Origin of the sequence: Flavobacterium sp. CG_23.5, from assembly GCF_017875765.1 — a bacterium.
GTDB lineage: Bacteria > Bacteroidota > Bacteroidia > Flavobacteriales > Flavobacteriaceae > Flavobacterium.
Map to the genome: position 1 here is coordinate 798,162 of NZ_JAGGNA010000001.1, position 24,232 is coordinate 822,393.

Annotated in this window: 17 protein-coding genes; 6 read left to right on the forward strand and 11 right to left on the reverse strand. The window is 31.6% G+C overall.

Annotated elements, in window-relative coordinates:
• Nucleotides 1-2 precede the first annotated feature (2 nt).
• The 7 genes from H4V97_RS03315 to H4V97_RS03345 form a co-directional block, all read right to left on the reverse strand.
• Nucleotides 3-2,999 carry a glycoside hydrolase family 3 N-terminal domain-containing protein gene (locus tag H4V97_RS03315; protein ID WP_209548902.1) on the reverse strand — a complete coding sequence of 999 codons (2,997 nt, stop codon included), beginning with the start codon at nt 2,997-2,999 and terminating at the stop codon, nt 3-5.
• A gap of 12 nt (nt 3,000-3,011) precedes the next feature.
• A complete protein-coding gene (locus H4V97_RS03320) occupies nt 3,012-3,494 on the reverse strand; it encodes an ABC transporter ATPase (protein WP_209548903.1) in 483 nt (160 codons plus the stop codon).
• Nucleotides 3,495-3,528: 34 nt separating this feature from the next.
• Nucleotides 3,529-4,299: a phosphatase PAP2 family protein gene (locus H4V97_RS03325; protein WP_410505217.1), complete on the reverse strand. Its 771-nt coding sequence runs from the start codon at nt 4,297-4,299 to the stop codon at nt 3,529-3,531.
• A gap of 35 nt (nt 4,300-4,334) precedes the next feature.
• Complete coding sequence (locus tag H4V97_RS03330) at nt 4,335-5,126, reverse strand: (Fe-S)-binding protein (protein WP_196850960.1); 792 nt, start codon at nt 5,124-5,126, stop codon at nt 4,335-4,337.
• A gap of 87 nt (nt 5,127-5,213) precedes the next feature.
• Entirely contained in the window at nt 5,214-6,551 is a 1,338-nt protein-coding gene (locus H4V97_RS03335) for a (Fe-S)-binding protein (RefSeq protein ID WP_209548905.1), read from the reverse strand.
• Between the two features lie 5 nt (nt 6,552-6,556).
• Nucleotides 6,557-7,522 (reverse strand): MlaD family protein, encoded by a 966-nt coding sequence (locus H4V97_RS03340; protein WP_209548906.1) that lies wholly within the window; start codon nt 7,520-7,522, stop codon nt 6,557-6,559.
• Nucleotides 7,523-7,570: 48 nt separating this feature from the next.
• Nucleotides 7,571-8,737 carry an N-acetylmuramoyl-L-alanine amidase gene (locus H4V97_RS03345; RefSeq protein ID WP_209548907.1) on the reverse strand — a complete coding sequence of 389 codons (1,167 nt, stop codon included), beginning with the start codon at nt 8,735-8,737 and terminating at the stop codon, nt 7,571-7,573.
• Between the two features lie 83 nt (nt 8,738-8,820).
• Here H4V97_RS03345 and H4V97_RS03350 point away from each other — a divergent pair, with 83 nt between their 5' ends.
• Complete coding sequence (locus H4V97_RS03350; RefSeq protein ID WP_209550263.1) at nt 8,821-11,574, forward strand: putative LPS assembly protein LptD; 2,754 nt, start codon at nt 8,821-8,823, stop codon at nt 11,572-11,574.
• Between the two features lie 57 nt (nt 11,575-11,631).
• Entirely contained in the window at nt 11,632-12,012 is a 381-nt protein-coding gene (locus H4V97_RS03355) for a RidA family protein (protein WP_209548908.1), read from the forward strand.
• Nucleotides 12,013-12,036: 24 nt separating this feature from the next.
• On the opposite strand, the gene H4V97_RS03360 is transcribed toward H4V97_RS03355, so the two are convergent.
• The 4 genes from H4V97_RS03360 to H4V97_RS03375 form a co-directional block, all read right to left on the reverse strand.
• On the reverse strand, nt 12,037-12,888 hold the full coding sequence (locus tag H4V97_RS03360; RefSeq protein ID WP_209548909.1) for an N-acetylglucosamine kinase: 852 nt from the start codon (nt 12,886-12,888) through the stop codon (nt 12,037-12,039).
• 145 nt (nt 12,889-13,033) lie between these two features.
• Nucleotides 13,034-14,038: a type I glyceraldehyde-3-phosphate dehydrogenase gene (gene gap, locus H4V97_RS03365; RefSeq protein ID WP_209548910.1), complete on the reverse strand. Its 1,005-nt coding sequence runs from the start codon at nt 14,036-14,038 to the stop codon at nt 13,034-13,036.
• 77 nt (nt 14,039-14,115) lie between these two features.
• The gene (gene pfkA / locus H4V97_RS03370; RefSeq protein ID WP_196850953.1) at nt 14,116-15,102 is read right to left on the reverse strand and encodes a 6-phosphofructokinase; all 987 of its coding nucleotides are present in this window, start codon (nt 15,100-15,102) and stop codon (nt 14,116-14,118) included.
• A 369-nt stretch (nt 15,103-15,471) separates the two neighbouring features.
• The gene (locus H4V97_RS03375; RefSeq protein WP_317196505.1) at nt 15,472-19,899 is read right to left on the reverse strand and encodes a translocation/assembly module TamB domain-containing protein; all 4,428 of its coding nucleotides are present in this window, start codon (nt 19,897-19,899) and stop codon (nt 15,472-15,474) included.
• 209 nt (nt 19,900-20,108) lie between these two features.
• Between H4V97_RS03375 and tsaD the strand changes: the two genes are divergently transcribed.
• The 4 genes from tsaD to H4V97_RS03395 all read left to right on the forward strand — a co-directional run bounded on the left by tsaD (nt 20,109) and on the right by H4V97_RS03395 (nt 23,974).
• The gene (gene tsaD, locus H4V97_RS03380) at nt 20,109-21,131 is read left to right on the forward strand and encodes a tRNA (adenosine(37)-N6)-threonylcarbamoyltransferase complex transferase subunit TsaD (protein WP_209548911.1); all 1,023 of its coding nucleotides are present in this window, start codon (nt 20,109-20,111) and stop codon (nt 21,129-21,131) included.
• Between the two features lie 3 nt (nt 21,132-21,134).
• Nucleotides 21,135-21,842 (forward strand): 16S rRNA (uracil(1498)-N(3))-methyltransferase, encoded by a 708-nt coding sequence (locus tag H4V97_RS03385; protein WP_209548912.1) that lies wholly within the window; start codon nt 21,135-21,137, stop codon nt 21,840-21,842.
• A 27-nt stretch (nt 21,843-21,869) separates the two neighbouring features.
• Nucleotides 21,870-22,508 (forward strand): DUF4159 domain-containing protein, encoded by a 639-nt coding sequence (locus tag H4V97_RS03390; RefSeq protein ID WP_209548913.1) that lies wholly within the window; start codon nt 21,870-21,872, stop codon nt 22,506-22,508.
• A gap of 515 nt (nt 22,509-23,023) precedes the next feature.
• The gene (locus H4V97_RS03395; protein ID WP_209548914.1) at nt 23,024-23,974 is read left to right on the forward strand and encodes a zinc metalloprotease; all 951 of its coding nucleotides are present in this window, start codon (nt 23,024-23,026) and stop codon (nt 23,972-23,974) included.
• Nucleotides 23,975-24,232: the final 258 nt, after the last annotated feature.

The window sequence follows — 24,232 nt, forward strand, 5'->3', positions numbered from 1 at the left end:
AATTACCTCACAATCGCATCGTAAATTATTTCCTGAATATCCTCTCGAATATTTTGTTTGGATAATTTATTTTCAGTAGCCATTGGAAAAGTTCTATTGGATAGAAAAATATATACTATTTCTGTTTCAGGATCAGCCCAAGCCATAGTTCCAGTAAAACCAGTATGTCCAAAACTAGTCATTGAAGCACAACCGCAAGTTGGCCCGCTACTTCCTAATTGAGGTTTATCGAAACCAACGCCTCTCCTATTTCCTTGAGCACAAAAATAGCAGGTATTAAAATCACTAAATGTTTTTTCAGAAAAATATTGGTGGTTGCCATAATTTCCTTTTTGTAAATACAATTGCATTATTTTGGCAACGTCCATTGCATTCGAAAAAATACCTGCATGACCGGAAACACCGCCTTCTAAAGCTGCCGACAAATCATTGACATAACCCTGCAAAATTTGACGACGGAAATAAGTATCTATTTCGCTTGGAGGAATTCTGTTTTTATCAAACTTCCTTAACGGATTAAAGGTCGAATTATTCATTCCAAGAGAATGATAAAAATTATCTTGAATTAAATCATCTAATTTCTTTCCTGTCGTATTTTCTAAATAATCTTTCAAAATCATAAAAGTTAGATCACTGTATTTGTATTCCACTTTTGGCGAAAGCTTACTTTTTATAATCATTTTCATAATGGAATCATGGAAATCATTCCTGATAAAAAGACTATCCCCTAGTTGTTGCGAAAACGCTGCATCTGATGATTTTCTAAAATATTTTTCGGACGGAGAACCTGATTTACCCATGGTTTCTTTATAAAACGAAATCCCTGCAACTAGTCCTGCGTAATGAGATAATAATTCTTTAAAACGAATATCTTGCTTATTGGTGTTTTTAAATATAGGAGACATCGTTCCTAATGTTGTTTCCATATTTATTTTTTGCTGATCGTATTGTTGCATTACATTGGGTAAAGTAGCAAGAATTTTAGTCAATGACGCAACATCATAAATATCTGAATTAACGACCTTTATCTCATTAGCGTAGGTGTGATATCCAAATGATTTCTGGTAAATTACTTTTCCTTTTCTTGCTACCAGAACCTGAATTCCTGGAGTCATTTTAGCATTGATTGCTTTTTGGGCCAAAATATCGATTTTGGATAATATTTCAGGATTCATTCCCACGTTTTCAGGTGCAGTAAATCCAAGTCGGTTTAATTTTTCTGTTGTCAAACCATCATTCACTTTGAAACTTGTATGGATTGAAACTGGTAATTTACCTTTGGCCTCAATAGCCCCAAAAATCAATTCAGCAGAAACTTCCTGTGCAATATCGCTATTTTGATACGAAACAATTAATCCTTCAATTTCATCGAAGTTAGTAATTGGTAATAACGAATATGGTTTTGCAAAAACATCTAAAATGACATTGTTGTTTTTAGCCAAATAATTTAACTTTATTAAATCTTCGGACTTAAAATCATTGTTTTTAAAAGCAATATCCGATTTATGAAAACCTATAATTACGGTTGTAAATGGTTTTAATTTCACTTGCAGACTGTCTAAATTATCATCTGCAATAACAGTAACCTCGGCATATTTTTTCAAGGTTGAAATAAAGGAATCGTTAACATCATCCCCTATTTTCACGTAGGCAATTCTCTGATTTTCTAAATTTTTTATCGGTAAAACAGAATTCTTATTTTTTAATACTGTAAGCGCATTTTCATATAATTCGTACTGTAAAGCATTATTTTTAGACGAATTTAAATCTTTATATAAATTTAATGTCTCAATTGGCTTATAAGAATTCAAATCCGCTTTGTATTTGAATTTTAAAATTTTCTTTACAGATATAGCCAATCTTTCAGCTGAAAATAAATTAGTGGAGTAGGCCAATTTGAATTTTTCAATTGCTTCAGGAACATTTTCAGGAAATAATAATACATCGTTTCCGGCCATAAAAGCTTCAAAATTAATTTCGCTAGGCATCATCGAGTTACTAACGCCTTTCATATTCAAAGCATCGGTAAAAATAAGTCCCTTGAAACCTAATTCTTTTTGAAGAATATTGGTTACAACATTATATGAAATTGAAGATGGATAATTTGGTTTTACCTCAAGACTGGGAACATTTAAATGTGCGACCATAACAGAAGAAAGTCCCTCATGAAACATTTTTTTGTAAGGATAGAACTCAACTCCTTCGAGCCTTTCTTTAGAAAAATTGATTGTTGGCAATCCTTTATGGGAATCACTTTCTGTGTCACCATGTCCTGGAAAATGCTTTCCGGTCGAAAATATTCCTTGACTTTGAAAGCCTTTCATTAAAGCAATCGCTCTTTCAGTAACCTTATATTTATCTTCGCCAAAAGAACGAAAACCAATGATAGGATTTCGAGGGTTTGTATTAATATCAAGAACTGGCGCAAAGTTAAATTGAATCCCTAATCGTTTGCTTTGTTCTCCCATTTGAACTCCAACTTTCTGGATCAGCTTCATATCTTGGATCGCTCCAAGTGTCATATTCCACGGATAACGATAGGTCGAATCTAGGCGCATCCCCAAACCCCACTCCGCATCATTACCAATAAATAAGGGAAGTTTTGACTTGGATTGAAAGCGATTAACTAGATTAGCTTGACGCACTGGACCGCCTTGAAAGAAAATTAATCCTCCAATTTTGTTTTCCTTAATTAGCTTATCTATAGCATTGAAATGTACAGTATCTTTATTCGAATAGGCCGCAACCATAAATAATTGTCCAATTCGTTCGTCTAATGTCATTCCGTTATAAACACTATCCACCCATTTATTTCCTTTTGGGGATAATTCAAAAAGGGTTGGCGTATTGTTTAAATTATCCTTAGCAGAATTATCTGTAATTGCCGGACTGTTTTTTAGGATTATTTTTGACTTATTAGTTTTTGACGCCACACAACTTGAAGCGACAAAGTAAAATATGACATAAAAAAAAATAATTCTGATGCCTATTTTTTTCATTTAACTATTTGTTTAAAAAAAGCGACTGTGCCAGCTATCAATAGCAGGAACTTCCCAAGATTCATTATATTCTTCGATATTATTTACCAAATTATTAAAAACAATAGTGTTTTCAGTAACGGCTTTATCTTTAACCATTTTTTTAAAATCAATCAAAGGTTTATGTGCAATATGTTCTCCTAATTTGAAAGTTACATTCATTTTATCCAATAAATCGACATTGTATTTTTTTTCTAAACTTTGGATAAATTCAACAGATGAATCTATTGAACAGCCTGTTGCGGCTTGAACATCTTGGTCAACAGCTATTATAATAAATCTATTATATTTTAATTGATAAGACGATACTAAACTTGTGCCGTGCGCAGCCCAACTTTCAAGAAAGGATTGCAAGGCAGTCTCTATTTCAGAAAATTCCGTATCCGAAAATTTTCTGTTTGATTGATAAATCCAGATTTTAGATTCTTCAGGTAAATTTTCAAAAGGAACGTACATAATTTTATTTTTATAATTAAATCTATTATTTTGATTAAAACGTTGAAACAAGTCCAAATCCTACTTGCTTACCGTCATAATAAGGAATAAATGTTGATTTTTTATTCGTGTGTTTTTTAGATCCCAGTAACCTATTTATGGAAGAATACAACCAATAAGCAGCCTTTGTACTTAATATTCCAATTCCTGCTCCAGCAACGACATCCGTTAGCCAGTGTCGATTATTATACATTCTAAATGCACCTGTTCCAGTAGCTACAAAATATCCTGAAATACCATACCAAATCGAAACATTTTTATATTCTTGATATAATAATTCTGCCCCCATAAATGCTGTCGCAGTATGTCCTGAAGGAAAAGAATTAAAACTGGAACCATCAGGTCGTTCTACTTTAAAAGTCCTTTTTAAACTATTTACAGCAATTCCCATAATTAAATAGGAAGTCGCAAGGATGACGGTTCTATCTCTAAAATTATTTTTTCCTTTAATTCCAAAGGCACTTAAAGCGTAAACTGAAGCTGCAGGTGCATATTGCGAAAAATCGTCAATTGTAAACTTCCTGTCAATATTCTCTTTTACCTCTTCCCTAATTTGAAAATTAAACGATTCCAGTTGATCGCTCCTTAGTCCTAATATTCCATAGCCAATTAAAACTGCAGGAACAATTAATTGTTTCTTATTAAATTGTAATTGCGGTTTATTTTTTACGATCAGACTGTCAATCGGATTATTATTATCTCCAGATTGAGCCAATGAAATAAAACTAATTAGAATTATTATGACTAATATTACTTTTTTGTAAATCATAATAAAAGTATCAGAAAATTAAAAATAAAATACTACAAATCTTGTGCGTTTGCAATTAATTCAGCGATGTCCATTACTTTTACATCACCTTCTTTTTCTTTATTTTTAATACCATCCGTCATCATGGTATTACAAAAAGGACAACCAGCTGCAATTATTTCTGGTTTTGTTTCTAATGCGTCTTCGGTTCTTTCAATGTTGATTTCCTTGTTTCCAGGTTCTGCATCTTTAAACATTTGTGCACCACCAGCACCACAACATAACCCGTTAGCTTTAGACCGTTTCATCTCCACTAATTCGGCGTCTAACTTCAATATTAACTCTCGTGGAGCTTCATATACATTATTAGCTCTCCCTAAATAACATGGATCATGGAAAGTAATTCGTTTTCCTTTAAATTGCCCACCTTCAATGGTCAATCTTCCATCATCTAATAAAGATTTCAAAAACTCTGTATGATGAACAACTTCGTATTTCCCCCCTAATTCAGGATATTCGTTTTTCAGAGTATTAAAACAATGTGGACAAGCAGTAACAATTTTTTTTGCTTCATATGCATTTAAAACCTCAATATTCATCATGGCTTGCATTTGAAACAAAAACTCATTTCCAGCTCTTTTTGCAGGATCTCCTGTACAACTTTCTTCAGTACCCAGAACGGCAAAAGAAACATTAGACCGATTTAAAATTCGTACAAATGCTTTAGTTATTTTTTTTGCTCTATCATCAAAACTTCCTGCACAACCTACCCAAAATAAAACTTCTGGTTGTTTACCTTGAGCAAGCATTTCAGCCATTGTTGGCACTATTAAATTCTCTGACATAACTTTTATATTTTTTTTCCAAATGGATCAAAAGTACCTATTTGAAACTATTTTTATATTTATATTTAAAACAAAATTCAGACAAGATTAATTTTCATTTTTCCAATTCAACCTGTCTTGCTGATTGTATTGCCAAGGTGCACCATTATTTTCAATATTGGACATCATAGCATTTATTGGCATTGGTGCAGAGCTTTGCTCCATAACTAAGTAACGTCGCATATCCATAATAATAGAAAGCGGACTAATGTTTACTGGACATTCCTCAACACATGCGTTACATGAAGTACAAGCCCAAAGCTCTTCTGGTGTAATATAATCGTTTAATAATGACTTGTTATCAGGAATAAAAATCCCCTTATTTGCATCAATATTCCGTCCTACTTCCTCAAGTCTATCTCTTGTATCCATCATAATTTTACGAGGAGATAATTTTTTACCTGTAAGATTGGCAGGACATGCGGATGTACAACGTCCACACTCTGTACACGTGTAAGCGTTCAACAATTGTACCCAATTCAAATCTTGTACGTCACTTGCACCAAATTTTCCAGGAACTTCGTTTTCACCAGCTGGTGGTGCCGCAGCAAATGGATCTGCATTTGGATCCATCATCATCTTTACTTCTTTTGTAACCGATTCTAAATTGTCAAATTGCCCTTCAGGATTTAGATTAGCAAAGTAAGTATTTGGGAACGCTAATAAAATATGCAAGTGTTTTGAAAAGTATAGATAATTCATAAAAATCAAAATCCCAGTAATGTGCAACCACCAAAATATCTCAGTCAAAAGCATCACTGATTCATTTGACATTCCATTAAATATAGGCTCTATAAATTGACTTATAGGAAAGGAACCTGCCTTAATAAAATGAGAAAATCCTCCAGGTACATTTTGCAAGTGCAAATCGGATGCGTTCATTAATAAAAATAAAGTCATTAAAACAACTTCAAAATACAAAATATAGTTCGCATCACTTTTAGGCCATCCTTTTAAGTCAGAACTTACAAATCGTTTTAGTTTGATAGCATTTCTTCGACTCCAAAAAGCGATTACCGCAACCAAAACTAATAAAGCCAATATCTCAAAAGAAGCTATTAAAATATTATATGTAGTTCCCAAAAAAGCAAAAACCCTATGAGTTCCAAATAAACCATCAATGATTATTTCTAACAACTCAATATTGATAATTACAAAACCAACATATACCACAATATGAAGCGCTCCTGCTATTGGTCTTTTTACCATTTTTGATTGTCCTAATGCAATCATAACCATATTATTCCAACGCGCTTTTACGTTATCTTTTCTGTTAACTGCAACTCCCAGATTTATATTTCTAATAATTTTTTTAATATTATTATAAAAATATCCAAAACCAATAGCCAGCAGTATGGCAAATAATATATTGTCTAAATAGCTCATATTTGCTAGTTTTTTATTTTTACTATTGAATCATTTTTGGGAGCAACGTATGGCTTATTTTTCTTGCCAAATAATGAAATATTTACATATCTCGTTGGTGATAATCGAATATCTTGGAGTAATAATTCTAATTCTTTTGTAGTAGATTTCAAATTTTGATAAAAAGCTTCATCATTTAATAACTTGCCCATACTTCCTTTTCCAGATTGCAAATCACTCATAATAACGTCAACTTTAGCCAAAGTTTTATTTAAATTCCTCGCGGTCTGACCTAAATTAGCTTTGCTTAATGAATCAGATATTTTAGAAAAATCATTAGAAATTTTATTAAAGTTGCTTACTACTCCCTTTATCTGAATTTTATTTTCATCTAATAATGTATTCACACTCAAAGAAGCTTTGTGGAATTGCGCTATGGTTTTACTTAACTCAGACAAACTGACTTTTAAGTCTTCCTGACCTTGCTTATCCAAAACATTATTGACTCCGGTAATAAGTTTATCGGTGTGAAGCATTATTTTTTCAAACTTATCTTGAAGAGGAGCTAACTGATCTCCTACTTTTTCAGTAAGGCCTATTTTTACTGATCCTTCAAATGTTTGTCCGTCTACAGCTAAAACTTTATCCTTAAAATTAGGCAAAATGGCAATTTGTTTTCCACCAATAAATCCCGGTTCGTAAATGATTGCTTTGCTTGATTTAGAAATAGGAAAATCAGTTTTTAATTGAAGTTCAACTAATAAACTTCCATTATTTTCGTTCAATGTAATGTTATTTACTTTACCTATAACAAGACCATTTAGCGTAACAGGTGCTGATTTAGCTAATCCTTCCACACTTCTATACTCCACAAAATAAGTTTTGTAATCTGTAAAAAGATCTCTTCCTTTTAGAAAACTGTAGCCCCAAATAAATAATAAAATAGATGCAATGACTAATATCGCAGTTTTAATTTCTCTTGTTATTTTCAAAATTTAAGTATTTTTTACAAATTTAATATAAAATATTTTAATTTGTTACTATTTAAGCGCTTCTTGAACACTGATTTTTTCTCCATTTTTAAATGCAATTAAAAAAGCAGAATTATATCCTTTATCCTTAGCTTCTTGCAATTGTTTTTTTGCTTCATCGTAATCAGAAGTTTCTCCGTACATGTATTTGTAAACTCTGTGATCATATGCAACCGAAATATTTTTCAGTCCGTTAAAATTTCTAGGCTGCAATTCTAGTTTCTTAATACTGGCAGAAAGCTGAACTTTGAATAAAGGGATTGAATTTTCGACTACTTTAATCTTTTTTTTTTCTTCAGAAGTATTAAAGATAATTTTTGGCTTTACTGGATTCGAGGTGTCTTTTATAGGTCTTTCTATTATTTTTTGAGATGGTTTTGTATCAAATGTTTCAGGCTCACCATTTCCATAATACTCGTTTTTATAACTTACAATAGCGCTGGCAATTGATTTAGCAACATCATTTTGTCCTTCTTCAGAGTCTAAAATATTTCCTTCTTCAAAATTAGAAATAAATCCCATTTCAATAAGTACTCGGGGCATGTACGCTTTATGAAGTACCATATAAGGCGCCTGTTTCACTCCTCCACCTCTAATTTTTTTACCTAAAGCACCGAATGCATCCTCAACTTTACTCGCTAATGAAATACTATTGTCTAAATATTCCTCTTGCATCAAGGTCATTCCTATCATAGTTTCAGGAGAATTGGGATCAAACCCTTCATATTTCTGTTTGTAATCTTTTTCCAAAGTAATTACGGAGTTCTCTTTTTTAGCCGCTTCTAAGTTTGAAGCTACTTTTGTCATACCCATTACATACGTTTCCGTACCAAATCCGGCTGTATTTCTATTCGCATTACAATGTATAGAAACAAAAATATTGGCATCAGCTCTATTAGCAATATTAGCACGCTCCACTAAATCAATAAATACGTCTGTTTTTCGAGTATAAATCACATCAACTTTTGGAGTGGCCTCCAAAATTCTTCCTACTTTGAGAACCACAGCCAAAGCTATGTTTTTTTCGACATGACCATTATATACGGCACCAAAATCATGAGCACCGTGACCTGCATCTAACGTTACTTTAAAAACATTCGATTGACTAAATACCGCCGTAGAAATTATCGTTAGTAGTAAAGTCAGTATTGTTTTACTTATATGTATGATTCTCATAAATTTTAAAGTTAATTTTAATTAAAACACAATGGTTATAAATTTAATATTTGATTATTTTTGACAAAAAATTATATGTAAGTTTGACGTTTCAAAAAACAGGCCATAATTTTACAAAAATAGCATTTAAACCTTTGCATACAAACTTATTTAATATCGTTTTATTATCAATTTTCCTAACAATAGGATCTGGTAAATTATATTCTCAAAATATAACGAAAAAAGCAACAGCTATACCTACTAGTAAACAAATAGATAAGGTCAAAACGCCTATTGTTAAAACAGTAAAACCTAATGCAACTATAAAAAAGGAAAATGATTCGATTAAAATCGATACCATAAAACAAAAAAAAGCATTTCTTGATGGTAAAGTAAAATATAGGGCTGAAAAATACGCTAAGATTGACCAAAAGAAAAAACTTATAACGTTATATGACAAGGCTGAACTGTATTATCAAGACATAGAATTAAAATCAGGAATTATCGTGATGGACTATGAAAAGAATGAAGTTTATGCTGGTCGAATAAAAGATTCCACAGGAGCTTACACCCAATATCCTAATTTCAAACAAGGAAGTAACGTTGTGGAGCCTGATTCAATTCGCTTTAATTTTAAAACTAAAAAAGCTTTGATTTGGAATTCAAGAACGGAGCAAGGCGAATTTAAAGTAAAAGCAGAAATTACAAAAAAAGAAAATGATTCTGTTTATTTTTTAAAAAATGCTCGTTTTACTACTTCTAAAGATGTCGATAATCCGGAATACTATTTTCAAACCAGCAAAGTTAAATTTATTCCTGGCAAAAAAGTGGTTACAGGACTTACAAATATGGTAATTGCCGATGTTCCAACACCAATTGCCCTACCTTTTGCTTTTTTTCCAATGAGCAAGGAAACCAGCATTTCAGGGATAATCTTACCTAGTTACAGTGACTCTAATACAAGAGGCTTTTCATTGCAAAATGGTGGTTACTACTTTGCGCTAAACAATCATTATGATTTAACTGTTTTAGGAGATTATTATACTAACGGTAGTTACGGTATGCGTTTTGAATCCAATTATGCCGACAGGTATAAATATCGTGGTAATTTAAATGTACGATTTGAAAATTTGATAAATAGTGAACGAGGATATCCAGACTATTCGAAACAAAAAATATATAATATACAATGGTCTCATTCCAGAGATTCTAAATCAAATCCTAATTCTAGTTTCTCCGCCTCTGTAAATCTTGGGAGCAGTAAATATTTTAGACAGTCAATAAATCAAGCTAATATTGGTTCAAATCTTAATAACACCTTAAGTTCGTCTATTTCTTATAGTAAAACTTTCAATACTATTCCGCAAGCTAGAATGTCTTTGACCGCCACGCATTCTCAAAATACACAGACGCAAGAAATTAACATGACGTTACCAACACTTCAGGCAAGTGTGGATCGTATCTATCCATTTGTAGGGAAAGACGGTGCTAAAAAAGGTTTTATCAAAAATATCAATCTACAATATAATTTAAGCGGTAAAAATAGTTTTGTAACAACTGACTCTTTATTCTTTAAACCACAAATGTTCAGAGATGCTAAAACTGGTATTGAGCACACGATCCCATTAAGCACTAATTTCAAATTATTTAAGTATTTCAGCGCTTCCTCTTCTTTAAACTATAGAGAAGTATGGTATACAAAAACTATTACCCGGAATTATGATACTGACCAAAGTAAAGTAGTCGATAAAACTATAAACGGTTTTGACGCTTTTAGAACTTACTCTTTTTCATCCAGTGTAGGAACTACAATCTATGGTACTTTTAATTTTGGTGATGATAAAAAGATAAAATCTATCAGACACGTCATGCGACCATCAGTTTCTTATGGCTATACTCCTAGCTTCGAAAAATATTATGATAGTTATGCTTCTGATGCCAGCGGAACAATGATAAAACAATATTCTCGTTTTGAAACCGGTATCTTTGGAGCGCCTGGAAATAGTAACTCTAACACTATGGGTTTTGATTTAAGCAATACATTTGAAGCAAAAGTCAATGACAAAGATTCTACTATGACTGAACCAAAAAAAATAATGCTTCTTAATAACTTGAATCTTTCTACCAGCTACAACTTTGATGCTGACGGAGTCAACTCTCTTGCTTTTTCACCCGTTCGAGTTAGCGGTGGAACACAGCTATTGAACAACAAAATGAACGTAAATTTTGGCGCCACATTAGATCCTTACGCGATTAATAATTCAGGTACAAGGATTAATGTTTTTAATATTGACAATGGTGGAAGTTTGTTTCGAATGACAAGTGCGAATATGACTATGAATTATGCCATATCAAGTAAAGAAAAAGACAAACCTAAGAAAGATAAAAACATTCAAAGTGAAAGAAATGGTGGTCGAGAAGATGATTTATTTGGCACAAACACTGATTTAAGTGACAGTAGAAAAAGTCAATTTGGAACTGAAGAGGAAGAAGATAAAGGAGAAGATAAAATTTCAGAGTTTTTTAATGCTAAACTACCTTGGGATATGACTTTTGCCTATTCGCTTACTTACGGAAACAATAATAGAGAAAAGAAAATTATTGGAAATTCATTAATGATTTCTGCCAATGCTGATATTACACCAAAATGGAAAGCAGGAGTTTCAACAGGTTATGATTTTGTTCAAAAAGGAGTAACATTTACGCAGTTTCGTTTCGAAAGAGATTTATTAAGCTGGAGAATGGATTTCAACTGGACACCATTTGGTACAAATGCAAACTGGGGATTCTTCATTGGAATAAAAGCAGGAGTATTAAGTGATATAAAATACGACAAACGCAGTAGAACCAACAGATAAGACTTTGTTTATTTTTTCAATAGACAAAAATATTTAAAATACAAAACCATTTATTTTATGAAAAAGATAATTTTCACCGAAAATGCTCCGGCTCCAATTGGTCCATACAATCAAGCTGTGTTTAAAGGAAATACTCTTTATACTTCTGGCCAAATTGCAATAAACCCAGCCACTGGAGAATTAATTATAGATTCTATTGAGGTAGAAACGGAGCAAGTTATGCAAAATATGAAAGCAGTTCTTGAAGCTGCGGGAATGACATTTGAAAACGTTGTAAAAACAACTATTTTCATAATGGATATGAATGATTTCGGAAAAATAAATACCGTATATGGTTCTTATTTTAACGAAAAAACCGCTCCAGCACGTGAAACGGTTCAAGTGGCATGTTTGCCAAAAAATGTAAATGTAGAAATTTCAATGATTGCAATACTTTAAGCAGTATTGCATTTCATTTAGATTCTATTTATTAGCAATGTGATAGGCTATAAGACCGTCAATTGGCCTTCTTAAAACATTACCTAGTTTCAATTCATATTTATCAAAAGTTTCTTGTAATTCCTCTTTCAAGTAAAATGCGATAGAACCTACAAAGTGAACAGGAACCTCTTTACAATTGTCATATTGTTTAATATAATTTTTTACAAAAGATTTCATTCCTTTGAAGATAATTTTTCTGCAAAACTCAGTTTCTTTATGTTGAATTAAGAACTTCGCAAAAGTGGCTAAATAAGCGTTTGGATTTGGCTCTTTATACAATTTACTTTTAACGCTATCCGGTTCTAAATCATATTCTTTCTCAAATTGTTCAGCCAATTCTTTTGGCATTTTATTGAAGTAATATTTTCGGATAAGTTCTTTCCCAAAAACATTACCACTACAATCATCCATGACGATATACCCCAATGATTGTACTTTTTGATACAATTCTTTACCGTCAAAATAGCTACAGTTTGACCCCGTGCCTAAAATACTCACAATAGCTTGTTGTCCTTTAGGTGTTGTAGCATAAACAGCTGCATAAGTATCTTCTTCTACAGAAATAATGGCATTGGGAAAATAATGCTTAAAAATTTGTGAAAGCGTCATTTTCATTTTATCTGTTCCACAACCTGCCCCATAAAAAAACAAATGGGTAGTGTTTTTTTTGTTTTGCAAAATATCAAAACGATCATTCAAACGTTCAATAATTTCGTCTCCATCAAGCACTTCTGGATTTAATCCTAAAGTTTGTGTTGTAAACAATACTTTTCCTTCTTCATCTATCGCAATCCAATCGGCTTTGGTAGAACCACTATCAACTATTAATCTCATTTCTTTTGGTTTTATTTTTGGTTTTTTAGATTTTGCTTTTCGAATTGAAAAATATATTTAAAAAGATTTTAAATTTTGAAAAAGCAAACAAAAAATAAAATCCCGTCAAATGTAAAGATAACGGGATTTTTTTAAATATAAATAATTATTTTAAACCTGCAATATGTACAGATAAGTCAATTAATTTGCTTGAATATCCATACTCATTATCATACCAAGATATGATTTTAAAGAAAGTTGAGTTCAAACCAATTCCAGCATTTGCATCAATAATAGAAGTTCTAGAGTCAGATACAAAATCTTGAGAAACAACTAAATCTTCAGTATATCCTAATACCCCTTTCATCGTAGTTTCTGAAGCCAATTTTAAAACAGCCATGATTTCAGCATAAGAAGTTTCTTTTGCAACTTTTACAGTTAAATCAACTACAGAAACGTCAGTAGTAGGAACACGCATAGACATACCTGTTAATTTTCCGTCTAATTCTGGAATAACTTTTCCTACTGCTTTTGCAGCACCAGTCGAAGAAGGAATTATGTTACAAGATGCAGCACGCCCACCTCTCCAGTCTTTTTTAGACGGTCCGTCAGTAGTCATCTGAGTCGATGTAGTAGCATGAACTGTAGTCATTAATGCTTCAACGATTCCAAAATTATCATTAATAACTTTAGCTAAAGGAGCTAAACAGTTAGTAGTACAAGAAGCATTAGAAACGATAGTATCCGTTGCTAAAGCTTTAGTATGATTTACACCCATTACAAACATTGGAGCATCAGCAGAAGGTGCAGAAATAATTACTTTTTTGGCACCACCCGTGATGTGCGCTTTTGCAGTTTCAATAGTGGTAAAGAAACCAGTACATTCTGCAACAACATCTACAGCAACTTCATTCCATTTTAAATTAACTGGGTCTCTTTCTGCTGTAATTCTGATATGTTTATCATTTACAAAAAGTTTTCCGTCAATAACTTCTACTTTTCCAGCAAAACGTCCGTGAACTGAATCATATTTTAATAAGTATGCTAAGTGATCTACATCTAATAAATCGTTGATAGCAACTACTTCTACATTATCTCTATTGTAAGATTCTCTAAAAACAATTCTTCCAATTCTTCCAAAACCGTTTATTCCTAATTTTACTTTTGACATTTTAATTTTTTTTTTGTTTATTTTTCTTTAACTTCATTTAAAGTCTAATTTCCTCACAATAAACTTCATTTTTTTATTTAAGTAGACATAATGTCTGACACTCTTAATAACTCTCTATCAATCTCTGTTTTTCCTTTAATTGCCTGTTCCAAAGGCGTTAACGCCACTTTATCATTTTGCAAACCAACCATATAATTTGATTTTCCTTCTAATAATGATTCGACGGCTTTCACTCCTAATCTGCTTGCCAGAACTCTATCAAAACAAGATGGAGAACCACCCCGTTGCATATGACCCAAAACGGAAACACGCACATCATATTCAGGTAAATTGGCATCAACATAATCTTTTAATTCGAATACATTTTTACCTATTTTATCTCCTTCGGCAATTACAACTATACTAGATGATTTCCCGGAAGCTTTACTTTTTTGCAATGATTCTAATAATCTTTCCAATCCTAAATCTTCCTCAGGAATAAGAATTTCTTCTGCTCCAGCACCAATACCGGCGTTCAAAGCGATATGTCCCGCATCTCTACCCATTACTTCCACAAAAAACAATCGGTTATGCGAACTTGCCGTATCTCTAATTTTATCAATTACATCTACAACAGTGTTTAAAGCAGTATCATACCCTAAAGTATGACTTGTTCCAAAAATATCATTATCAATAGTTCCAGGAATCCCCATCACTGGAAATCCAAATTCATTATTAAATAATAAACCTCCGGTAAAAGTTCCGTCACCACCAATTACTACCAAAGCATCAATTCCTGCTTTAATAAGATTTTCATGTGCTTTTTTTCTGCCTTCTGGTGTTCTGAATTCAGTAGAACGAGCCGATTTTAAAATCGTTCCTCCTTTATTTACAATATTATTCACACTACGAGGTCCCATTTCTTTGAAGTCGCCTTCAATCATTCCCTGATACCCTCTATATATTCCTATACATTCTATGTTATGATACGCACATGTTCTAACTACTGAGCGTATTGCTGCGTTCATTCCTGGAGAGTCACCACCTGAGGTTAAAACGCCAACCTTTTTTATTGTTTTTGGCATTATTTAAGTATTAAAGGGTAAAATTAACAAACATTCATCACTTTCAGGACTGAGTTATTAATAAATTAGGATAGCCTGCTAAATTCAAACGTTTTCGTTAATAAGTTTTTAAAAAACCAAAAGAAACTTAGATTTATTTAACAAAAATAAAAAAAAATCAATTATTTTTTGACAATTAACAGTTAAAGGTTGTTAATAATTGAATTTTTAGGAAAAGTGTTATAAGATTGGATATAAAATAGAAGAGAATATTTTTAATAAGAGATACCTAAATTTATCTCAAAATATTTTTTGAGGTTCAATATCAATTACGCAATACATGCCGTTTATTACAATTAAGATAATTAAGTAAAACATTTCCAAGGGAAATTAATCCTCATCAGGAACAAGAGCTTCTTTATTATTTTCAACCTTTTTAGGTTTAGGTTTTTTAGAATTCGAAAAATTAATGAAATCAGGTGATGGGCTCGAATCTTGATCTTCCACAGCAGGTTTAATTTCTGTTCCTAATTTATGGTTTTTGAATATTTTATTGACAAATTCTTTGAAGGTATCAAAATCAACTTCGTAAGATACCCCTATTCCTTGTGTATATCCAATGCCTTGTCCTATGTAGTTAATATCATTTTCTTTATTAAAAAGACGCAAATTCATGGTCCCGTCTTCATTTACTCGATACAGCACTTCAACATCTCCAACAATTGCAGATTCATTGATCCCCCCGAAAGGAACACCCACTTTTCCATTAATGGTAATCCTTTCATTAATTTTGGATGAAATAGTGGCAATAAATCTTCCGTCAGATTCTCTACCAATCCTTCTATCTGCAGAGACAAAATTGAATCCTACTTTAAATTTCTCATTATCAGTCTGAATTATACCACCTAATAAACTAGTTGCAGTTTCAAATAAACTTCCCGAAAAATCAGATTGATTTACTCCTTCAGGACTTAAAAAGCCTCCAGATGATAATAAATATAGAGCTTGAGTTTGTCTAACATCCTTATCATTCAATTTGTATTGTATTTCAGATTTCAACACACTGCTCACTGTTGGGAATTCAATGTTAAAATCGGGTTCCGGACTTGTTAAATCCCCACGTACACCAATGATAACTTCGACGGGTACCTTTGTATTAAATGAAGAATTTTCTAATAAAACGGAAGGATTAGCAGTTGTTCTATAGACTGCTTCCAAATTTAATTGCGCTTTCATTGGATTCCCTTCCCAGGTAATTGACCCTCCTTTTTTAACCGCAAATTTTTTGTCAATCAACCCACCATATTTAAAGTTATAGGTTCCTTCATAAGCTTGAAAATCCCCCCACATATTGAACTTACCTAATGTATTTATTTTAAACAATAAGGATCCAAAACCTTTCCCTTTCATTCCGTGACCAGTATTTCGGTCTAGAATAACTTCTACTTCCGCATTTGGAGTAATATCCAAATCAAATTCTAATTCGAGCCCTTTATAATTATTAGTATTCTCAAAAATTCCCTTTTCAATATTATATTTTTCTTTTGGTGTCACAAAATGGATGAAACTATTATCGCTCACACTTTGTGCATTATTAATCGGTATTTTAATTGTCGTTCCTTTTTCAGATTTTGCATCAACTTTTATAAACAATCCATTAGTAGGCCCTTTTATTGTTGCCGTTCCATCAATAAATGCAGTACCAAAGTAGGCCGCGTCTTCACTATCTTTTGTGTCTAGTGCCAACAGTCTTTTTGAATTTATTGTCAAATCTAACTTCCAGTCAGTAAAATTTTTATGTTGAATACTTCCGGTTAAAGATGCTTTTGTTCCATATTTGGTATCCTTGAGCGTATTGTCTCTGAATAAAAACTTTTCATCCGCTAAGTCAATGATAGTTTTGTCTTTCAACGCATAATCTACATTCAAATACGGTATAGTCATTCCAGCGTCATCGACATAAAGACGGCCGTTAATATCTGGTTTTTTAAGATTTCCCGCTATCGTTGAATTACCCGATACAAATCCTCTAATATTTGACAATACATTACCCCCTAGCGAACTCAACGTTCCCAAATTAAATTTATCAAATTTTAATTTTAAATCAAGAAGAGTTTCTTTATTAACGATTTCAAAATTTCCATTGGCGTTAAAAGACTCAATATTTTCATTTTCAATATTAGAATTAATGGTGAATTTTTTGAAGCTTTCATCACCCTCGATATCAAAATTTAAAACCCCTAAGTCCGTTTTATTTACATTTAAATGATCAATCTGTATCGACGCGGTGGGCTGATAAACATTTAAATTTTGCTTGTAATTTACTTCTCCATTGATATTTCCATTAAATACAAATTTATCATTTTCAGGAGTAATTTTATTAAGATCAACATCCGTAAAAGTCAATTTTAGATCTTTATAGGACGGACCATTTATATCTCCTTTCAAAGAAACAGACTGATTTTCATGAGACAATATTATATTATCTATATTGAAATTTTTAAATGATTTATCAAAAACAATTTTATTATCCGGAGTTTCTTGTTCGTTTAAAAACCACAAATAATCCTTAAATTTAGCTTCAGATTTACTAAATCCTACAACATTTTTATTTTCCTGATTTATAGTATGGTATAAATTTAAATTAAAATAATCTTCCCCTAAATTTCCACCTTTAAATTCAGAACGAAAGAATAAAGTATCTTTCATTGTAACATTTATCAAACTAAAATCCCGTATTTTATAATATTTAGTTTTTATACTGTCTAATTCTATATATGCATTATAAAGAGGGTTCTTATTATCCACCGAAATTCTAATATTATCAAATGTATTTTCCGATGCAACAATTTTTGGTGAATTAAAGTTTAATTTAAACTCATTATTATTCGAGTTGATATTTCCTTTAACTACCGTATTGGGGCTAATTGAAATGTCTGGATAAAATATCTCAATAATTTTATTATAAATTGTAAAATCAAATTTGAGAAACTGATTCTTTTTTACCTTATTCGGCTTGTAATTTGTATAAAGACTCCCTAACGAATTAGTAATCATGTTTTTTAACTGACTAAATTCGTATTTACCAACTATCTCTCCTTCCATAACATCAGGGGAATTAACGGTGATTGTACGCACTCTATTTTCGTCGAAAATAGAACTGACGGTGAAGTCATCAAAATTATAGGTTCCTTTTACATTTTGATAAGAAGTTTTATTGATATATAAGTTCCCCTGAAGATTTTCGATTGTATTTCCTGAAGCTTGAACCACAACATCTCCCTTAAAAACAGAAACAGAGTCTTTTACAAGATTTAATTTATGCAAATCTGCATTTTCTACATTAATATGAAAATCGTACCGACTGTCTTTTTTACTCAAATCGAGTAAACCGTCAAATGTCATGCTTAAATTAGGATCATTAACAGATAGTTGACCTGTGTAATTTGGTAACTTAAATTTCCCATCGACTACAATATTACTATAGGTGTAATTATTATAATCAATTTGACTAATATCCCCTTTAACAGATGTGTCTAAATATTTTTCTTTAAAACCTTTTCCATCCACATCTAGATCGAAACTTACTCTTCCTATATCTTTTCTTTCAAATAAAGTCCCGATATCAAAATCCTCTAAAACAACATTTCCTATATAAGATGCTTTGTCAATAAAATCAATATTTTTCATTTGCAACTTAGATTTCACTTTACCCAACTCTGTTGTCATGGCAAAATCAGCTTCTATTGAAGTAGTTGTAATCCGAGCAGTACCGCCGGCGGTAAATTTTCCTAATTTTTTTAATGTAGTGGGCAACTTTTTACCTAGAATATCTGGAAGGATAACAATAAGTTTATCATAACTGGAGGAAATTTTTTCAAATTTTCCATACATATAAAAACCATGTTCTTTATTTGCGAATAAATTTTTTAAATTAATATCCCCTACTATCTGGGTACTTTTAGAATCAATTAACTTTAATTTTGTTATTCTTAAATTATTAAGTGTTCCTTTAATATTTGCTTTGGTAAAAAATTGTTGGTTTTTACCTAATTCCTTATAAAAAAAACGAATATCATTAGAAGCTATTGAAGCCGTATCCAGTTTTATATTAAACTGAACCTTATCAGTAAAATTAGAGAAATCTTCTATTTTATAATTTAAAAAGACATTCCCTTTTATTTTTGATCCTCTGGTTAATAAGTCAAGATTTTCAAGTTTTATACTTTTTTTTGAATAACTGAATTTTGATTTTAAATTTTCTACATATAATCCACGATGGTCAAGAAATGACATTTTATTGATTATTGTGCTCACGTCAGAACCATATAATTTAAAATCACTGACATAAGCATTCAATTTAGTGAAATTTACTGAAATAGGTGTGACCCGATTCTCGTCAGTTAAAATAAAATGTCCGTTAGTTATGTGTAATTTTGTAGATTGTAGTAAAAAATGTTTCGTTGATTTCTTACCAGTTTCAAAAGCAGCAATAAACCTTTCGATATTAGATTGCTTTTCATTTTTATATGTTTTAAGATTAAACAGCAATCCATCTACCTGCAAGTCACCAAAAATCAAATCGCCGTCTAATAGTTTTTTCCCTTCTAAAATGGTAGTTTTTATTCGGTTCGAATAGATTAATGTATCTTTATGATGATCTAAAATTAAGACTTTTTTAAACTTTACACCCCCAAAAATGGATATTGCCACTTCATCAATAGCGATGTTAGTTTTAAAATCTTTATTAAGACTTCTGACAAAATATTGCGCTATTTTAGTCTGAACAAAAGGGGTGGTCAATGCAATACCAAGCACCAATAAAAGTAGGATAAGTCCAAGTATAGAACGAAATACTATTTTTCTAAATTTTTTGATACTTCTTTATTTTTTAATTTTTATAAAATTTTATTTTGCTTTTGGAAACAGCCGTACCTTTGATAAAAATTCTTTAATTTTGGCTCCGCCGTAAAAATAAATATTTTAAAATCAGTTCGTCAAATATAATTCAAAATTTGTGCCTTTTTATGCAAAATCCTGAGGTTTTTATTCTCGCTATCGAAAGTTCATGTGATGACACAGCGGCAGCTGTTTTACAAAACGACAAAGTATTGTCAAATGTTGTTGCTAATCAGCTAATTCACACACAATATGGCGGCGTGGTTCCGGAACTTGCCTCTCGTGCGCATCAGCAAAATATTGTTCCTGTAATTGATGCCGCACTTCGCAAAGCAAATATACAAAAAGAACAGTTATCAGCAATTGCGTTTACTCAAGGACCTGGATTGATGGGATCGTTACTTGTAGGAAGTTCATTCGCAAAATCATTAGCGCTAGCGCTACAAATCCCTTTAATAGCGGTAAATCACATGCATGCTCATATCTTGGCTCATTTTATTGATGAAGAAGGATTTGAAAAACCAACTTTCCCTTTTTTGGCACTAACAATTAGTGGCGGACATACTCAAATTGTGCAAGTAAATGATTTTTTTGATCTGGTCATTATAGGCGAGACCACAGATGATGCTGTTGGCGAAGCTTTTGACAAAAGTGCAAAAATACTGGGTCTTCCCTATCCTGGTGGCCCTTTGATTGATAAATATGCCCAACTAGGAAATCCAAATGCTTTCGCTTTTACAAAACCAAAAGTACCCGGATTAGATTTTAGTTTTTCTGGTTTAAAAACTGCCATTTTATATTTTATTCAAAAGAAAAAGTTAGAAAACCCAAATTTCATTGACGAAAATCTAAATGAAATTTGTGCCTCAATACAACATACAATTGTTGAAATTTTAATGGATAAATTAAAGTTGGCGGTAAAGGAAACCGGAATTAAGCAAATTGCGATTGGAGGAGGAGTTTCTGCAAATTCAGGAATAAGAACAACATTAAAAGAAACGGAGAATAAATATGGATGGAAAACATTTATTCCTAAATTTGAATACACCACGGATAATGCTGCAATGATTGGAATTGTAGGTTACCAAAAATTTTTAACTAAAATTTTCGAAACTTCCTCTGTAGTTTCTAAAGCAAGAATACAATTCTAAATTATGCAATTATTTTACAATATAAATATCAACGAAACCACTGAAACCTTTTCTTTTGACAAAGAAGAAAGCAAACATATCATAAAAGTATTGCGAAAAAAAGATACTGATATATTATACGTTACCAATGGTTTAGGTTTTTTATTTAAAACAGAAATCACGTTAGCGTCTGATAGTAAATGCACCGTAAAAATTCTTTCTTTTGAAAAGTCAGCACCTTCAAAATTTCATTTGCACTTAGCTGTTGCACCAACTAAAATGAATGATCGTTACGAATGGTTTCTCGAAAAAGCAGTAGAAATTGGTATTCATGAAATTACACCAATTATTTGTGACCGTTCCGAAAGAAAAGTGATCAATACGGAACGATTTGATAAAATCATATTGACTGCTTTAAAGCAATCCAATGAGCTATTTCTTCCAAAATTGAATGAAGCCATGACTTTCAAAGAGTTTGTAAAACTTAAAAATGAAGGAAAAAAATTGATTGCCCATTGTGAAGAAACCAATAAAAAAACATTGAAATCAGTTTTAGAACCTAATGAAAATATCACAATTTTAATAGGTCCTGAAGGAGATTTTTCTGAAAAAGAAATTGAAGCAGCACTTGAAAATAATTACATCCCGGTTTCTTTGGGAAACACACGTTTACGAACTGAATCTGCAGCTATTGTAGCTTGTCACAGTGTTGTTTTTGTTAACGAAGTATAATAAATACTAATTTCCTGAAATATAGTTATGAAAAAAATATATTACATATTATTACTAATTTCTATCACTTCTTATTCGCAGGAAATCGCTTTATTAAAGTACAGCGGTGGCGGGGATTGGTATGCTAATCCAACTTCATTACCCAATTTAATCAGATACTGCAATGCTAATATAAATACTAAAATAAAACCCAAACCAGCAACAGTAGAGCCAAGCAGTCCCGATTTACTTTCCTACCCGTTCGTTCACATGACCGGGCATGGAAATGTAGTATTTAGCGAAGCTGATGTTTCTAATCTCAAAAATTATTTATTAGCGGGAGGGTTTCTTCATATTGACGATAATTACGGAATGGATCAATACATCCGAAAAGAAATCAAAAAAATATTTCCAAATAATGATCTGGTTGAACTTCCTGCAAATCATATAATTTTTCAAAAACCGTATCTATTTCCCAGTGGATTACCTAAAATACATGAGCATGATGGAAAAAGACCGCAAGCTTTCGGCATATTTATAGAAAACAAATTAGTGCTTCTTTACACCTACGAATGTGATTTAGGCGATGGATGGGAAGATCCGGAAGTGCACAATGACCCCATTGAAGTTCGAGAAAAAGCACTAAAAATGGGTGCCAATATTATCAATTATATCTTTAATTATTAATAAAACAGACAGTTATATTATAACGATATTCCGTTAAAAAGCGCTTCTTATTATCCTATTATTTGGCAACATTTTTTGCTAAAAAACAGGAAGTATTTATTCAGAAATAGAGATCATTTGGTATAAAAATAGACATCTAAATCCCCGAATAACACCTCACAAATCTGATTTCTAAATAATTCAATAAAAAAAATCTAATTATTATTTACAAAGAAATAATTATGAAATTATTTCTTTAGAAATTGTCTCTGTCAGTAAATTAACAACAAGCACAAATATCAAATATTTTTGTAATCAGTTATATTGGTGAATCGCTAGAGTTCAAGCTTCAACTATTATTTTATAGAATTTAGTCAGAGTTCTTTTAAGAAAATTAATTCTACTATAATAAATACAACGTTTTAGTTAATTAATAAATTTTATTTAAAAAATATAAACTTATTAGATAAATTGTTATATAATTGCATTATTATTAACCAAAACCAATGTTTTATAACAAATAATCTAAATTAATTATGAAAAAAATTCTTTTAACTGCAACAGCATTTTTAATGCTTTTTTCTTGTCAAAACGACCAAACAGAATCTACAACCTTACCAGCAAATGCTATTGCACGTCGCTCATGTGCTTCTCAAGATGTATTGGTAGCCCAAATGAAAGCGGATCCAACTTTAGCCTTAAGAATGAATGAAATTGAAGCATTCACACAAAAAGCAATGTTGACTAACCGTTTAGTAAACGGGAAAGTTCAAATTCCAGTAGTAGTAAATGTTCTTTACAGAACTACTTCAGAAAATATTTCATTAACACAAATTCAATCTCAAATTGATGTATTAAACAAAGATTATAACGCAGGCAACTCTGATTTCAATAGCGTTCCTTCCTTATTTTCTGGAGTTAAAGCGAACGTAGGAATCTCTTTTGTTTTAGATCAAGTAATAAGAAAATCAACTACTTATACATCTTGGGGAACATCAGATGCAATGAAAAAAACTACCTACGGTGGTATAGCGCCAACATCTCCAACGACAAAATTAAACCTTTGGGTTTGTACAATTGGTGGTGGAATTTTAGGATATGCTCAGTTTCCTGGAGGATCATCTTCAACAGATGGTGTTGCTATTGATTCTAAATACATAGGAACTACTGGAACGGCTACTTATCCTTATAATTTAGGAAGAACAGCTACACATGAAATTGGTCACTGGATGAATTTACGTCACATTTGGGGAGATGCTAACTGTGGAAGTGATTTAGTTTCTGATACTCCTACACACAATGACGCTAATTATGGTGTTCCTGCTTACCCTCATTACAGCACTTGTTCTGGAACTCCTGTAGAAATGACAATGAACTACATGGATTACACAGATGACAGAGGAATGTACATGTTCTCTAACGGACAAAAATCAAGAATGGCTGCTTTATTTGTTTCTGGCGGATCAAGAGCTAGTTTTGGAATATAAATTTTTAGTTTTTTAGATTTTAAAACTCGCTACTTGTTAGCGAGTTTTTTTTTAATCTTCATAATCTAAAAAAGCGATATGATTACATCAAAAACCATTTTAAAGGGCTTTACAGCAGCATTACTAAATACAGAATTCATTGGTTCAATTATATTATTATTTTACAAAATTTAATGGGTACTCATTTATATAGTTGTATCTTTTATACATACAATGAACAGAGCTCAAATTTTATACTTTTTTTTAACGAGATTAAAG